Consider the following 14811-nt stretch of genomic DNA (forward strand, 5'->3'; position numbering starts at 1 on the left):
AATCCGTGACGTACAGGCGCGCCGGGCCATCCTGTTCTGTGCAAACACTGCGTGGTCGATGTACCAGTTCCGCCGGGGGTTGCTTGCCTCGCTGATCCGCGATGGCTACGAAGTTCATGTGGTGGCGCCAGAGGATCCGGAGGTCGCTGCGCTGAGGGCAATGGGGTGTATCGTCCATCCGCTGACGATGTCCGCCCAGGGCCGCAATCCTCTTCAGGACATCCGGCTGGTGGCCACGCTTCTGGCCCTCTACCTGCGCGTGAGGCCGGCGCTGATTTTTCACTACACCATCAAGCCAAACATCTATGGCTCGATTGCGGCGCGGTTGGCTGGCATCCGTTCGATCGCGGTGACTACCGGACTGGGATACGTATTCATCAACAAGGGGCTGGTGTCGATCCTTAGCAAAATGCTGTATCGCATTGCACTCCGGTTTTCAGGACAAGTCTGGTTTCTCAATCAGGAAGACCGGCTGGCCTTCGTATCGGCACGCCTTGTGGACGGAAAGAAGTGCACGGTATTGCCAGGTGAGGGCATCGATCTCGATTTCTTCGCCCCTGTTGCGGACGTGAATGAGTCGGCACCCGATCAATTCTGCTTCCTGCTGATTGCGCGGATGCTGTGGGACAAAGGCGTCGGCGAATATGTGGCCGCCGCGCGTGCGTTGAAAGCCAAATACCGGCACGTGCGCTTTCAGATGGTGGGCCCGGCGGGTGGCGAGAGTCCCAGTGCGATACCGCAAAGCCAGGTCGATGCCTGGGTGAAGGAAGGCGTCGTTGAATACCTGGGCACGGTCCGGGACATTCGCCCCGTAATCGGTGCGGCCAGTTGCGTGGTGTTGCCTTCCTATCGGGAAGGCATTCCCCGCGCACTACTCGAAGCCGCTGCCATGGAACGGCCGATAGTAGCCACTGCGGTACCCGGGTGCGTGGATGTGGTGGATCACGAAGAAACAGGGCTGCTATGCCGGGAGCGGGATCCGCGAGACCTGGCCGCCAAGATGGAAGCGATGATGGAGCGCGACCGTGAAGGATGGCGTCGTATGGGTGTTGCCGGTCGTGCCAAGATGCAGTCTAGTTTCGACGAGAAATTTATTATTGAGCATTATCGGAATGTGATTCATGCCCTGGTCTAGTCGGGGCAGATAACGTATGAATTGGCAGCGATCCACGCAAATATGGCCAGCCGGACGGCAAGGTGGCATGGATCATGAGTGGATTTTGGAATAGCCGGACGCTGGAGCTTGCGATTTCTATGACTTTTGTTCCTGTGATTCTCTCGGGTGGGGCGGGTACCAGACTGTGGCCGGTGTCCCGTGAGCTTCATCCAAAGCCGTTTATCCGGCTGGCAGGCGCACACAGCCTGTTGCAGAAGACGTTTCTGCGGGCCGCTGCACTGCCCGACGTCACCGAAGTCCTGACGGTGACGAATCGCGAACTGTTCTTCAAGACCGAGGACGAGTATCGCGAAGTGAATGACGCTGGCCTGGCGACTTCGTATCTGCTGGAGCCGTTCGGACGGAACACGTCGGGAGCCATCGCTGCAGCGGCCATCGATGTGGCCGAACGCCATGGCGACGATGCCACGCTGCTGATCCTTGCCGCCGATCATGTCATCAAGGATCAGGCCGCCTTTGCGGATGCCATCGCGCAGGCGCGCGTCCTGGCGGCGCAGGGACAGCTCGTGACGCTCGGCATTCGTCCGGAAGGTCCGGAAACCGGCTATGGCTATATCGAGGCCGACGGTTCGAAGGTGCAGCGGTTCGTTGAAAAGCCGTCGCTGGAGAAGGCCACCGAATATTGCGCCAGCGGCCAGCATTTCTGGAATGCGGGCATTTTCTGCTTCAGCGCCGGCACGGTACTGAGCCAGCTCGAAATGCATGCGCCTGACGTGCTGGCAGCAGTACGCGCGTGCATGGGGGCGTCGAAACAATTGCGCGGAGAGAAGCTCACCCAGCGTACGCTGGATGCGCAGACCTTCGAACAGGCGCCGAATATTTCCATCGACTATGCGTTGATGGAAAAGTCATCCGATGTCGCCGTAGTGCCCTGCGAAATTGGCTGGAGCGATGTCGGCTCATGGAGCGCGATCAGCGACATGAGCGATGCAGACGCCTGTGGCAACAAGGTGGAAGGCGAAGCACTGCTGCACGATTCCGCGAATTGTTATGTGCGCAGCGAAGACCGGCTGGTCAGCCTGGTCGGTACCAACGATCTGATCGTGGTGGACACGGCCGATGCTCTGCTGATTGCCGACAAGTCGCGCGCGCAGGAAGTGAAGGAGATCGTTCGCCAGCTGAATTTGCAGGGTCATTCGGCCAGCAAGATTCACCGCAAGGTACATCGCCCGTGGGGCACCTATACCGTGCTCGAAGGCGGCATGCGATTCAAGATCAAACGCATCGAAGTCAAGCCGGGCGCATCGCTGTCGCTCCAGATGCACTACCACCGTAGCGAGCACTGGATCGTAGTGAGTGGCATGGCAAAGGTCGTCAATGGTGAGAAGGAAATGCTCATCAATACGAACGAGTCCACCTACATTCCGGCAGGAAACCGCCACCGGCTTGAAAACCCGGGCAAGTTGCCGCTGGTCATGATCGAAGTCCAGTGTGGGGATTATCTCGAGGAGGACGACATCGTCCGCTTCGAAGATACCTATGGCAGAACTTAAGAACAGGATACGCAATGAAGAAGGTCGCGCTTATTACAGGGATTACCGGTCAGGATGGTGCCTACCTCGCAGAGTTTCTGCTGAACAAGGGCTATGAGGTGCATGGTATCAAGCGCCGCGCATCGCTGTTCAATACGGATCGTATTGACCATCTGTATCAGGATCCGCACGTCGATCACCGCAATTTCATCCTGCATTACGGTGACCTGACCGACTCCACAAACCTGATCCGCATCATCCAGCAGGTGCAGCCGGACGAGCTCTACAACCTCGGCGCGCAGTCGCACGTGGCGGTTTCGTTCGACAGCCCCGAATACACGGCTAACAGCGATGCACTTGGCACGCTGCGCCTGCTTGAGGCGATCCGTATCCTGGGCCTGGAAAAGAAGACGCGTTTCTACCAGGCGTCGACGTCAGAACTCTACGGCCTGGTCCAGGAAATTCCGCAAAAGGAAACCACGCCGTTCTACCCGCGTTCGCCGTACGCGGTGGCCAAGCTCTATGGCTACTGGATTACCGTGAACTACCGCGAGTCGTATGGCATGTATGCCTGCAACGGCATCCTGTTCAACCACGAATCGCCGCTGCGTGGCGAGACCTTTGTCACCCGGAAGATCACGCGCGCCATCAGCCGCATCGCGCTGGGCCTACAGGACTGCCTGTACCTGGGTAACCTGAACAGCCTGCGTGACTGGGGCCACGCCCGCGACTACGTGGAAATGCAGTGGATGATGCTCCAGCAAGAGCAGCCCGAGGATTTCGTCATTGCTACCGGTGTGCAGTATTCGGTGCGCGATTTCGTGCGCATTGCCGCTGCCGAACTCGGTATCACGGTGCGCTTCGAAGGAGAAGGTGTCAACGAGATCGGTATCGTCGACAGCGTGGATTCGCAAAAGACCGCCGCCGCTGGCCTGAAGGTTGCCGTGGGCCAGACTATCATCCGCGTGGACCCGCGCTATTTCCGTCCCGCCGAAGTGGAGACGCTGCTGGGCGATCCGACCAAGGCCCGCGAGAAGCTGGGCTGGACGCCGCGCACGACCTTTGCAGAGCTGGTCCGTGAAATGGTGGAAGCCGACTTCGACCTGGCACGCCGCGATAGCCTCGTGAAGGAAGCGGGCTTCAAGGCTTTCAATTACCACGAGTAAGCACGCGATGAATCCTCAAGCCAAGATCTATGTGGCAGGGCACCGCGGCCTGGCGGGCTCGTCTATCGTGCGCCGCCTGCGCGCGGCCGGTTACGACAATCTGGTGCAACGTACGCATGCGGAACTCGACCTGACCGACCAGGCCGCCGTGGAGGCATTCTTCGAGATCGAGCGTCCCGAGTATGTGTTCCTGGCGGCGGCAAAGGTGGGCGGCATCCATGCCAACAACACCTATCCGGCCGAGTTCATCCGCGACAACCTTGCGATCCAGACGAATGTCATCCACTCGGCGTGGAAGAACGGCGCGCGCAAGCTGCTGTTCCTCGGCTCATCGTGCATCTATCCGAAGTTCGCGCCGCAGCCGATGCCGGAAAGCTGCCTGCTGACGGGCGAGCTCGAGCCGACCAACGAGTGGTACGCAATTGCCAAGATTGCAGGGATCAAGATGTGCCAGGCATACCGCCGCCAGTACGGCTTCGATGCGATATCGCTGATGCCGACCAACCTCTATGGTCCGGGCGACAACTTCGACCTGGAGAACTCCCACGTGCTGCCGGCGCTGCTGCGCAAGTTCCACGAAGCCAAGGCACGTGGCGACGAGGAAGTGGTGGTCTGGGGCACGGGCACACCGCGTCGCGAGTTCATGCACGTGGACGATCTGGGTGCAGCCGCGGTGTTCCTGATGGAGAACTACTCGGACGAAGGCTTCGTCAATGTGGGTGTTGGCAGCGACGTGTCGATTCGCGAGCTCGCCGATATCGTCAAGGATGTGACGGGCTACCAGGGACGCATCGTGCAGGACCTGAGCAAGCCCGATGGCACGCCGCGCAAGCTGATGGACGTCACCCGGCTGAGCGCGCTTGGCTGGAAGGCGCAAGTCGAATTGCGTGAAGGCGTGGCGCAAACTTACGCGTGGTTCGTCGAGCACTACGCCAAGGCGCAATAACCCATCGGAAGAGGCTGCATGGCAGCACCTGACCAACGAGCAATATGAGTACGGCAGACAACGTTACCTATCTAGAAAGCGGACGTGCCGCCAAGGACTATTGGCGTGACTTCTGGCGCCATCGCGAACTGCTGATGTTCCTGGTCTGGCGCGACATCATCGTGCGCTACAAGCAGACCGTGGTGGGCACGAGCTGGGTCCTGATCCGGCCGTTCCTGACCATGCTGGTGTTCACCTTCGTGTTTGGCAAGGTGGCAAACCTGGCGTCGGGGGACGTGCCGTATTCGCTAGTGGTATTTACGGGGCTGTTGCCGTGGTTCTTCTTCGCGAGTGCGCTGAGCGAATGCAGCAACAGCCTGGTCGGCAACTCCCATCTGATTTCGAAGATCTACTTTCCACGGCTGATTGTGCCGGTTGGGTCGATCACGGTATCGATCGTGGATTTTCTGATTACGTTCGTATTGCTGTTCGTGGTCATGGCCTGGCATCGCTTCATGCCGGGGTGGCAAATCGTGTTCGTGCCGCTCTTCATCCTGCTGGCGATTCTGGTCTCGTTTGGCCTGGGACTGTGGACGGCCGCGCTCAATGTGCGTTTCCGCGACTTCCGCCACCTGATTCCGTTCGTGCTGCAGCTTGGCGTGTATGTGTCGCCGGTTGGCTATAGCAGCCAGGTGTTGCCCGAGAAATGGCGTCTTGTGTATTCGCTTAATCCGATGGTGGGTGTCATCGATGGCTTCCGCTGGTCGATCCTTGGCGGTGACTTCAGCATGTACTGGCCAGGTCTGCTGATCTCGGCGGTCATGAGCGTGACGCTGGTCGTGACCGGAATCTGGTATTTCCGCAAAACGGAATCCACTTTTGCGGATGTAATCTGAATATGACCATTGCCATTCACGTCGAGAATCTTTCCAAGTGCTACACGATTGCGCACCAGCGCACCAATCGTGATGAGTCTCTTCGCGCCGCCCTTGAACGAGGCGTGCGATCGATCGGTGCTCGCATGCTGGGCCGTAATGGCAGGCAGGTTCCTGTCCTGCCGAACGGCGAAGTCGAGCCCACCGAAGATTTCTACGCCTTGAACGATATTTCGTTTGAAGTGAAGACGGGCGAACGCGTAGGCATCATCGGTGCCAACGGCGCAGGCAAATCGACACTGCTCAAGATCCTGAGCCGTATTACCGAGCCGACACATGGGCGAATCACGATACGTGGCCGCGTATCTAGCCTTCTGGAAGTGGGAACCGGTTTCCACCCGGAATTAACTGGCCGGGAAAACATATTTCTGAACGGCGCTATCTTGGGCATGCCGCGCAGCGAGATTCGGAAGAAGTTCGACGAGATCGTGGCGTTCTCCGAAGTGGAGCGATTCCTGGATACGCCTGTCAAGCACTATTCCAGCGGCATGTATGTGCGGCTGGCATTTTCCGTTTCTGCACACTTGGATCCCGAGGTGTTGATTCTGGACGAAGTGCTGGCGGTGGGCGATGCACGGTTTCAGAAGAAGTGCATGAACAAGATGCGGCGCTTTAGTGAAGAAGGGCGGACGGTCCTGTTTGTCAGCCATGCCGCATCGGCGATCAGCCAGTTCTGCAGCAGCGCGATCTACCTTGAGAGGGGGCAGATCAAGCGCATGGGACCTGCGCAGGAAGTGGTTGATGAGTACATGGTGCAAAGCACGGAGGGCGTGGAAGAAACGCGGCCCGAACTGATCTCGACGTTCGTGCCGGATAGGGACAACGGCGACGACCTCGTGCAGGTGGATGCGGTCGAACTGGTAGCCAGCGGCGCGCACGAAGCCGGTGTTGTGCCTATTGGCTCTGCCGCAACCATTCGCATGACGTACACGGTAAAACATGCATGCGATAACGAGTTCGTGCCGAACTTCCACATTCGTACGCTCGACGGTCTAATGGTTTGCATCGTATCGCCACCAAACGACCAGGTGAACAAGGTTGACGCGGGGCGATACGTTGCCGAGTGTGTCGTCCCTGCGCATTTGCTCAACGACGGCATTTACTCTGCACAGATTGCGATCACATCGTTCAACCTTGGGCAGCAGGTGCACGCCAATATTCCGAATGCACTTATATTCCAGGTGGCCGACGACCTCTCTGACACCACCTATCGCAACGGCTACATGCAGGCCATCCCCGGCGTGATCCGCCCGCGCCTGCAATGGCAAATCGGAGCATCGGCATGAAGGTCGTCATTCTTGCGGGCGGCTTGGGCACTCGCATCAGCGAGGAATCGCACCTGAAGCCAAAGCCCATGATCGAAATCGGTGGCAAGCCGATCCTGTGGCACATCATGAAGATCTATTCCCACTACGGGATCAACGATTTCGTGATCTGCCTGGGCTACAAGGGCTACGTCATCAAGGAATACTTCGCCAACTACTTCCTGCACATGTCCAACGTGACGTTCGACATGGCGCGCAATCACATGGAAGTGCACGAGCGCTATGCAGAGCCATGGCGCGTGACGTTGATCGACACCGGTGCCGAGACGCTGACCGGCGGTCGTCTCAAGCGCGTGCGCGACTACGTTGGCGACGACACGTTCGGCTTCACCTATGGCGACGGCGTGACCAATCTCGATATTGGCGCATTGCTCAAGTTCCACAAGCAGCACGGCAAGCTGGCCACCGTGACGGCCATCCAGCCGCCCGGCCGCTATGGCGCGCTGAACCTGAACGGCTCGACCGTCAGCAACTTCCAGGAGAAGCCGGCCGGCGACGGCGCGTGGATCAATGGCGGCTTCTTCGTGCTTGAGCCGAAGGTGTTCGACTATATCGAGAACGACCGTACCAGCTGGGAATCGACGCCGTTGCAGCGCCTGGCGCATGAAGGCGAGCTGATGGCATATCAGCACAACGGCTTTTGGCAGGCCATGGATACGCTGCGCGACAAGAACCACCTGGAAGACATGTGGGAGTCGAATCCGTTGTGGAAGGTGTGGGCATGATCGAGTTTGGCGATGTCTATCGTGGCCGTCGCGTCCTGTTGACCGGGCACACGGGCTTCAAGGGCAGCTGGCTGGCACTGTGGCTGTCGCGACTCGGCGCCAACGTGACCGGCGTCGCGCTGCCGCCTGAGACGTCGCCGAACCATTGGGACCTGCTCGGCCTCGACATCGCCTCGCATCACGTGGATATCCGCGACAAGGATGCGCTGGCGCGCGTGATCGCGGATGTGCAGCCCGAAATCGTATTCCATCTGGCCGCGCAGCCGCTGGTGCGCCGCTCATACCGGGAGCCTGTCGACACCTGGGCCACAAATGTCATGGGAACGGCGAACCTGCTGGAATGCTGCAGGCAGACTCCGTCGGTGCAGGGCGTTCTGGTGGTGACATCCGACAAGTGCTACGAGAACCACGAGTGGGTCTGGGGCTATCGCGAGAATGATCGCCTGGGCGGGCACGACCCCTATAGCGCGTCGAAAGCTGCCACGGAGCTGCTTGTCGCCAGCTATCGTGCGTCGTTCTTCCACGGATCGGATGCGCCGGTTCTGGCATCGGCACGGGCGGGCAATGTGATAGGCGGCGGCGACTGGTCGGAAGACCGGTTGATACCCGATGTGGTGCGTGCTGTGACGGATGGCACGGAGGTCGAGATCCGTTCGCCGGCCGCTACACGCCCCTGGCAACACGTACTCGAATCGCTCAGTGGTTACCTGCTGCTGGGCCAGCGTCTGCTCGCGCGCCAGCACGACGTGGCCGAAGCGTGGAACTTCGGTCCCGCCGAAGAAGGCAACCGTCCAGTCCAGGCGGTCATGGAACGTATCGCCTCGTTGTGGCCCGCCATGCGCTGGCACATCGCCAACAACGCCAGCGTTCATGAGGCGCGGTTGCTGTATCTCGATAGCGCCAAGTCACGAGCCGGGCTCAAGTGGCAACCGGTGTGGGGCTTCGACGATGCGCTGTCGGCAACGGTCGCCTGGTATCGCGGTTACCTGGCGGATGGCGCCGTGATCAGCGCGCAGCAACTCGACCGGTATGTGCAGGCGGCGCGCGATGCCGGCCTGGCTTGGTGTCAGCCATGAATATCGAAGCGACACCGATCGAAGGCGTGATGGTCGTCACGAGTCAGGCATTTGCTGATCACCGTGGCGCCTTCCAGCGCCTGTACTGCGACAAGGAGCTGGCCGACGTGCTCGGTGGACGGCATATTGTCCAAGCCAACCATTCGCGCACCGCGCAGGTCGGCGCCGTGCGCGGCATGCACTACCAGTTGCCGCCCCATGCGGAAATGAAGCTGGTGCGATGCCTGCGCGGGCGCGTATGGGATGTGGCAGTGGATCTGCGCCAAGGATCGCCCACTTTCCTGAGGCGGCATGCCGTAGAACTGTCGGCGGAGAACGGACGTATGTTCGTGATCCCCGAAGGCTGCGCACATGGATTCCAGGTGCTGGAGCCTGAGTCCGAACTGCTATACCTGCATACCGCGCATTACGCGCCGCAGGCTGAAGGCGGCGTACGCCATGACGACCCGCAACTCGGCATCGAGTGGCCGCTGCCCGTGGCCGATCTGTCGCAGCGCGACCGCTCGCATCCTCTTTTGACCAGCGACTACTCCGGAATCAAGTTATGAAGTGCCGCCATTGCGGAAACCTCCTGACCAACGTCTTTCTGGACCTTGGTTTCGCACCGCCCAGCAATGCCTACCTGAGCGAGGCAGCACTGCGCGCGCCAGAAACCTATTTTCCGTTGAAGCTGTTTGTCTGCGACCAGTGCGGACTTGTGCAGACGGAAGACTATGCGCGCGCCGACGAACTGTTCAGCGGCGACTATGCGTATTTCTCATCGGTGTCGCGCAGCTGGCTTGAGCACGCGGCTCGTTACGCCGACATGGTCACCAAACGGCTGGCGCTCGATAGCCAGAGCCTGGTGATCGAAGTAGCGTCGAACGATGGCTATTTGCTGCGCAACTTCGTGGCGGCCGGCATCCCCTGCTTGGGGATCGAACCGACGGCAAGCACCGCGCAGGCCGCCGAGAAGCTTGGTATCCCGGTGCTGCAGGAGTTCTTCGGCAAGGCACTGGCCGGCAAGCTGGTGGAGCAGGGCAAGCGCGCCGACCTGATCATCGGCAATAACGTCTTCGCTCACGTGCCAGATATCAACGATTTCACCGCGGGTCTGCAGGCCGCACTGAAGCCAGGCGGCACGATCACGCTGGAATTCCCGCACTTGATGCGTCTCGTGGAGCAGGTGCAGTTTGATACCGTCTACCACGAGCATTTTTCGTACCTGTCGCTTGCCACGGTAGCCGCCATCTTCCGAATGGCCGGCTTGCGCGTTTGCGATGTCGAGGAACTGCCCACCCATGGCGGCAGCCTGCGCGTCTATGGATGTCATGCCGATGATCGACGCCAGGATACCGAGGCTCCGGCCCGCATCCTGGCGGCCGAAGCGCAGAGCGGCCTGAGCGAATTTGGCGGCGAGGTCTACCAGTCGTTCCAGGCGCGTGCGAATGCGGTCAAGGATGGCCTGCTGACCTTCCTGATCGAGCAAAAGCGCGCGGGCAAGACGGTTGCTGCCTACGGCGCGGCCGCCAAGGGCAACACGCTGCTGAACTATGCAGGCGTCAAGCCCGATCTTTTGTCTTTCGTGTGTGACGCGGCACCGTCCAAGCAAGGCAAGTTCCTGCCGGGTAGCCACATTCCGATCGCACCCCCCGAAGCCCTGGCGGAAGCAAAGCCGGACTTCGTACTGATCCTGCCCTGGAACATCGCCGACGAAGTGACCAGCCAGCTTGCGTATATCCGCGAGTGGGGTGGCAAGTTCGCGGTGGCCGTTCCAGCGATGCAGGTCTTCTGAAAGGAATCTCGTGTCCCGTATCTACTACACCAAGCCTTCGATTACTGAACTCGAGTTGAAATACGCAACCGACGCCGCAGCCAATGGCTGGGGCGATCAATGCTATGCGTATATCGAGAAGTTCGAACGCGGTTTTGCCAAGCACCTGGGTACGGCTTACGCCATTGCCACGTCGAGCTGTACAGGGGCGATGCACATGGGGCTGGCAGCGTTGGGCGTCGGGCGTGGCGACGAAGTGATTCTCGCGGATATCAACTGGATTGCGACGGTGTCACCGGTCGTGCACCTGGGTGCGACGCCGGTCCTTGTCGACATCTTGCCGGATACGTGGTGCCTGGATCCGGAGAAGGTCGAGGCGGCCATTACGTCCAGGACGAAGGTCATTATCGCCACGCATATATACGGCAGCCTTTGCGAAATGGACCGTCTGTTGGAGATCGGTCGTCGCCATGGCATTCCTGTGATTGAAGACGCCGCAGAGGCGTTTGGATCGGTCTATCGCGGCAAGCGTGCCGGCTCGATCGGCGCTTTTGGCACGTTCTCGTTCCACGGCACCAAGACCCTGACCACCGGTGAGGGTGGGATGTTCGTGACGAATGACCCGGCGCTGTACGAGCGGGTGCTCACGCTCAGCAATCACGGCCGGGCACGGGGCGAGACCCGGCAGTTCTGGTCCGAGCGTGTGGGCTTCAAATACAAGATGTCGAACATCCAGGCCGCCATAGGCTGCGCACAGCTTGAGCGCATTGAGGAACTGGTGGAGAAGAAGCGGCACATTTTTGCGCTGTACAAGGTAGCGCTGGCTCCTCTGGCATCGGTAACACGGATGAATGTCGAGCATGCCGGCACGACCAACAGCTACTGGATGCCGACGCTGGTGTTCGACCAGCAGGCTGGTCTTGATCGCGATGCGCTGCTTCGCATGTTCAAGGAGGAGAATATCGATGGCCGCGTTTTCTTCTGGCCGCTGAGCAAGCTTGGCGTAGAGGGCGTGCCCACCGATGTCGACACGCCGGTTGCGCATAGCGTCTCCCCGCGAGCGATTAACCTCCCCAGCTACCACGACATGGGTGAGGTGGAGGTGGAGCGGGTGGCAACGGTGCTGACGAATTTCCATGACCGATAAGCTCCCCCGCGACGGTACAGTGGGTTTTCTGGCAGACCAGGACGTCGGTCTTGCGGCCGTTCGTTACGTGCTGGAGAACCACCCGCGAGATATCCGCTACGTTGTCACGACGGGTGACAACGAGATTGCTGCGCTGTGCCGGACGCACCAGTGCAGGGTGATCTGCGCCGACGGGATTACAGACGCCACGGCGAGGGAACTACTGGGTGATGTCGACCTGATGATCCTCGCCTGGTGGCCCAGAATTCTGCCGAAGAGCTTGATAGAGATACCTCGCCGCGGCGTTGTCAATTTCCATCCCAGCTGGCTGCCATATAACCGCGGCAAGCACTACAACTTCTGGACTATCGTAGAGGACACCCCGTTTGGCGTGTCCCTGCATCTGGTGAATGAAGCCGTAGACCAGGGCGATATTCTCTTCCAAAGCCGGATTGAGAAGAGCTGGGAAGACGATGGCGGTTCGCTTTATCACGCCGCCAAACGCGCGATGGTTGCGCTGTTCGAAGCGCACTACGAAGACCTGATGACCGGTAACTACGCTGCGCGGCCGCAAGACCTGAAGGCCGGGAGTTTCCACCTGGCGAAGGAACTGGATCCGGCAAGTGAGATATTCCTCGACAAGAGCTACCAGGGTCGCGAGCTGCTGAATCTTCTCCGGGCGCGGACCTTCGCGGGCAATCCCTCCTGCTATTTCCACGACGGAGGCAAGAAATATGAAGTGCGTATATCAATCAAAGAGGTGAAAGATGGGGCCGATTGAAGAATTCCAGCGACGCAACGCAGAGCTGATCGAAAAAGGTGCGGCGGATGAATCGCTGCGGCAGCTGACGCGTCAGTGGTTCAACCTGGCGAATATGTACGAGTATTCGTACCACTATGCCTGGATGTCGCGCCCGATCATCCAGTATCCGCAGGATATCGTGGCAATGCAGGAAATCATCTGGCGGGTCAAGCCGGACCTGATCATCGAGACGGGCATTGCACATGGCGGCTCGCTGATCATGAGCGCATCGATGCTCGCGCTGCTCGACTATTGCGAGGCCGTGGAAAACGGAACGGTCCTGGATCCGAAGGCAAGCCGCCGTCGTGTCATCGGCATCGATATCGATATCCGCCAGCATAACCGGCAGGCCATGGAGGCCCATCCGATGTCCCATCGTATCGACATGATTCAGGGATCGTCGGTGGATCCGGCGATCGTGCGCAAGGTGCACGATATGGCCCAGGGATACGAGCGGGTGCTGGTGTGCCTCGATTCGAACCATACCCATGATCACGTGCTGCAGGAGTTGGAGGCCTATGCACCGTTGACCAGCATGGACAGCTATTGCGTGGTATTCGATACGGTGGTCGAAGACTTGCCAGACGCGGCCTCTGCCGACCGGCCGTGGGGCAAGGGGGACAACCCAAAGACTGCCGTCTACGAATACCTGCGTCGGCTCGGCGCGGAAGGGCGTGAGGACGACGATGGCGCGCCACTGGCTTTTGAAATAGACCGGACGATCGAAAACAAGCTTCTTATTACGGTAGCTCCCGATGGCTTCCTGAAGCGGGTCGCGGGTCGATGAGGACGTTTTTCAGAACCGGCCTAATTACAGAGAAATCCTTGTGGTGACCATTGCATCAGGCCCATTGATCAGCGTGGGCATTCTGGCCTCAACCTCCATTGAGATCCTTGACGATCTGTTGGGGGCTTTGCGGCAGCAAACGCATCAGAATCTTGAGATTCTTGTAACCGGCGGATCGGTGCCGGGGCCGGCGCTCGTTCACTACTTGCGGGCCAGCCAGGCACAAGACAGTCGCATCCAGTACGTGCCTTGCCAGAACCAGGCCGAAGTCGACGCCGAGACGGCATTTTCGGTGCTGCTTGCCAATGCCACCGGCCAGTTTTTCACGCTTGCCTGCAATGATCTGCGATGGCGCCCGCAGTTTCTGGAGCGCTGCGTTGCCGAAATGGGTTCCCACGGTACGGCGATGGCTGGGGCGAGCGTGGCAGGGCAAGGTGTGCCGATGCCAGTTCTGGGTGGAGGCAGGCCTCGTCGCCAGAATCTGCTGGCATTCATGAAGACGCCTACTGCTGCCGTTCTGCTGGGCGTACATCGGACCTCGTGGCTGCGAGACTTCTATCAAGAGTGCCGGCAGCTTGCGGACCTCCCTGCAACGTTGCTGCGAAGTGTCTGTCGTGGTCACCTCAGAGTCTTCCCCGAAGTGCTTTGCGACCTGGAACCGCGCCGGGAGGTCAACGACGATCTCATGCCGGAGTGGTTCAGGCAAGGCATCCGTGACCTGGCTGACTCGAACCCGCGGGGTAGCGGTCCGCGAGAGCGCAGACAGGTGTTACGTAAGCCATTTCTGGCTGCGCTGGGGGAGTTGATTCGGCCGGACGGCAGGCAAGCGCAGGCACGGGCTGAGCGTGCAGACGTCGAAGCGCGGCGGGCGGCGCAGCAGGAAATGAAAGAATCGTTCTCGCAATCCGGCGAGGACATGATTGTCGACTTCATTTTCGGGGCGATCCAGATCAAGCATCCAACCTATCTGGATCTTGGTGCGCATCACCCGAGGCGCTATAGCAATACGCATCATTTCTACCGGACCGGCTCGCGTGGCGTCAATGTCGAGGCAGATCCGTCACTCCACGAGAGATTTCTCGTGGAAAGGCCCTCCGACATCAACCTGAATGTTGGTGTTGGTGTGGGAAGTGCGGGGGTGCTGCCGTTTTATGTGATGTCGGTGCCAACCCTTAACACCTTCAGCAGAGAGGAAGCGGACCGGTGTGTGGCAATGGGCACGCACGAGATTGCGGACGTGATCGAGGTGCCACTGAGAGATGTGAACGACATCATCCAGGAGTACTTTGCCGGCGCCGCGCCGGACTTTATCTCCATTGACGTTGAAGGACTGGATCTGGAGATTGTCAGGGCGATCGATTTCGATCGCTACCGGCCTGTCGTTGTCTGCGTGGAAACGATAACCTTCAGCGAGAACTTTGACGGGGTAAAGATCGGGGGGATTGGCGAGTATCTGGAATCTCGCGGCTATCTTCTGTACGCGGATACAAGAATCAACTCAATCTTTGTCGATAAGGCGCGTTGGCGGCGCCAGTGAACAAC

General features: G+C 59.6%; 14 protein-coding genes. All 14 read left to right on the plus strand.

From position 1 onward, the window contains the following. The first annotated feature begins 1 nt into the window (after position 1). Positions 2 to 1135 carry a glycosyltransferase family 4 protein gene (locus AC3WRI_RS05530; protein WP_492292841.1) on the plus strand — a complete coding sequence of 378 codons (1134 nt, stop codon included), beginning with the start codon at positions 2 to 4 and terminating at the stop codon, positions 1133 to 1135. Between the two features lie 119 nt (positions 1136 to 1254). Beyond that, the gene (locus AC3WRI_RS05535) at positions 1255 to 2670 is read left to right on the plus strand and encodes a mannose-1-phosphate guanylyltransferase/mannose-6-phosphate isomerase (protein ID WP_492292843.1); all 1416 of its coding nucleotides are present in this window, start codon (positions 1255 to 1257) and stop codon (positions 2668 to 2670) included. Between the two features lie 14 nt (positions 2671 to 2684). After that, positions 2685 to 3815 (plus strand): GDP-mannose 4,6-dehydratase, encoded by a 1131-nt coding sequence (gmd, locus tag AC3WRI_RS05540; protein ID WP_492292734.1) that lies wholly within the window; start codon positions 2685 to 2687, stop codon positions 3813 to 3815. A 7-nt stretch (positions 3816 to 3822) separates the two neighbouring features. Next, entirely contained in the window at positions 3823 to 4761 is a 939-nt protein-coding gene (fcl, locus tag AC3WRI_RS05545; protein WP_492292736.1) for a GDP-L-fucose synthase, read from the plus strand. A 44-nt stretch (positions 4762 to 4805) separates the two neighbouring features. Then, the gene (locus AC3WRI_RS05550; RefSeq protein WP_492292738.1) at positions 4806 to 5636 is read left to right on the plus strand and encodes an ABC transporter permease; all 831 of its coding nucleotides are present in this window, start codon (positions 4806 to 4808) and stop codon (positions 5634 to 5636) included. A 2-nt stretch (positions 5637 to 5638) separates the two neighbouring features. Beyond that, positions 5639 to 6961: an ABC transporter ATP-binding protein gene (locus AC3WRI_RS05555; RefSeq protein WP_492292740.1), complete on the plus strand. Its 1323-nt coding sequence runs from the start codon at positions 5639 to 5641 to the stop codon at positions 6959 to 6961. After that, the gene (gene rfbF, locus AC3WRI_RS05560; RefSeq protein WP_492292741.1) at positions 6958 to 7725 is read left to right on the plus strand and encodes a glucose-1-phosphate cytidylyltransferase; all 768 of its coding nucleotides are present in this window, start codon (positions 6958 to 6960) and stop codon (positions 7723 to 7725) included. Before AC3WRI_RS05555 ends, rfbF begins: the two co-directional genes overlap by 4 nt. Continuing rightward, the gene (rfbG, locus tag AC3WRI_RS05565) at positions 7722 to 8801 is read left to right on the plus strand and encodes a CDP-glucose 4,6-dehydratase (protein ID WP_492292743.1); all 1080 of its coding nucleotides are present in this window, start codon (positions 7722 to 7724) and stop codon (positions 8799 to 8801) included. The genes rfbF and rfbG overlap by 4 nt, the downstream gene beginning before the upstream one ends. Beyond that, positions 8798 to 9349, plus strand: coding sequence for a dTDP-4-dehydrorhamnose 3,5-epimerase (gene rfbC / locus AC3WRI_RS05570; RefSeq protein ID WP_414247633.1), 552 nt, complete (start codon positions 8798 to 8800; stop codon positions 9347 to 9349). Before rfbG ends, rfbC begins: the two co-directional genes overlap by 4 nt. Beyond that, the gene (locus AC3WRI_RS05575) at positions 9346 to 10575 is read left to right on the plus strand and encodes a methyltransferase domain-containing protein (RefSeq protein ID WP_492292845.1); all 1230 of its coding nucleotides are present in this window, start codon (positions 9346 to 9348) and stop codon (positions 10573 to 10575) included. Before rfbC ends, AC3WRI_RS05575 begins: the two co-directional genes overlap by 4 nt. Before the next feature lie 10 nt (positions 10576 to 10585). Continuing rightward, positions 10586 to 11701 carry a DegT/DnrJ/EryC1/StrS family aminotransferase gene (locus AC3WRI_RS05580; protein WP_492292745.1) on the plus strand — a complete coding sequence of 372 codons (1116 nt, stop codon included), beginning with the start codon at positions 10586 to 10588 and terminating at the stop codon, positions 11699 to 11701. Further along, positions 11691 to 12461 (plus strand): formyltransferase family protein, encoded by a 771-nt coding sequence (locus AC3WRI_RS05585; RefSeq protein ID WP_492292747.1) that lies wholly within the window; start codon positions 11691 to 11693, stop codon positions 12459 to 12461. Before AC3WRI_RS05580 ends, AC3WRI_RS05585 begins: the two co-directional genes overlap by 11 nt. Beyond that, positions 12448 to 13269, plus strand: coding sequence for a cephalosporin hydroxylase family protein (locus tag AC3WRI_RS05590; protein WP_492292748.1), 822 nt, complete (start codon positions 12448 to 12450; stop codon positions 13267 to 13269). The genes AC3WRI_RS05585 and AC3WRI_RS05590 overlap by 14 nt, the downstream gene beginning before the upstream one ends. A 40-nt stretch (positions 13270 to 13309) precedes the next feature. Further along, entirely contained in the window at positions 13310 to 14806 is a 1497-nt protein-coding gene (locus AC3WRI_RS05595) for an FkbM family methyltransferase (RefSeq protein ID WP_492292750.1), read from the plus strand. The last annotated feature ends 5 nt before the right edge of the window (positions 14807 to 14811 follow it).

Source organism: Cupriavidus sp. FW305-27 (genome assembly GCF_058787995.1).

What these genes read in the sequence shown, in the direction of transcription:
- fcl (WP_492292736.1), top strand. Translation starts at nt 3,823, where the DNA reads ATGAATCCTCAAGCCAAGATCTATGTGGCAGGGCACCGCGGCCTGGCG.
- rfbC (WP_414247633.1), top strand. Translation starts at nt 8,798, where the DNA reads ATGAATATCGAAGCGACACCGATCGAAGGCGTGATGGTCGTCACGAGT.
- rfbG (WP_492292743.1), top strand. Translation starts at nt 7,722, where the DNA reads ATGATCGAGTTTGGCGATGTCTATCGTGGCCGTCGCGTCCTGTTGACC.
- AC3WRI_RS05590 (WP_492292748.1), top strand. Translation starts at nt 12,448, where the DNA reads ATGGGGCCGATTGAAGAATTCCAGCGACGCAACGCAGAGCTGATCGAA.
- rfbF (WP_492292741.1), top strand. Translation starts at nt 6,958, where the DNA reads ATGAAGGTCGTCATTCTTGCGGGCGGCTTGGGCACTCGCATCAGCGAG.
- AC3WRI_RS05535 (WP_492292843.1), top strand. Translation starts at nt 1,255, where the DNA reads ATGACTTTTGTTCCTGTGATTCTCTCGGGTGGGGCGGGTACCAGACTG.
- gmd (WP_492292734.1), top strand. Translation starts at nt 2,685, where the DNA reads ATGAAGAAGGTCGCGCTTATTACAGGGATTACCGGTCAGGATGGTGCC.
- AC3WRI_RS05575 (WP_492292845.1), top strand. Translation starts at nt 9,346, where the DNA reads ATGAAGTGCCGCCATTGCGGAAACCTCCTGACCAACGTCTTTCTGGAC.
- AC3WRI_RS05550 (WP_492292738.1), top strand. Translation starts at nt 4,806, where the DNA reads ATGAGTACGGCAGACAACGTTACCTATCTAGAAAGCGGACGTGCCGCC.
- AC3WRI_RS05555 (WP_492292740.1), top strand. Translation starts at nt 5,639, where the DNA reads ATGACCATTGCCATTCACGTCGAGAATCTTTCCAAGTGCTACACGATT.
- AC3WRI_RS05585 (WP_492292747.1), top strand. Translation starts at nt 11,691, where the DNA reads ATGACCGATAAGCTCCCCCGCGACGGTACAGTGGGTTTTCTGGCAGAC.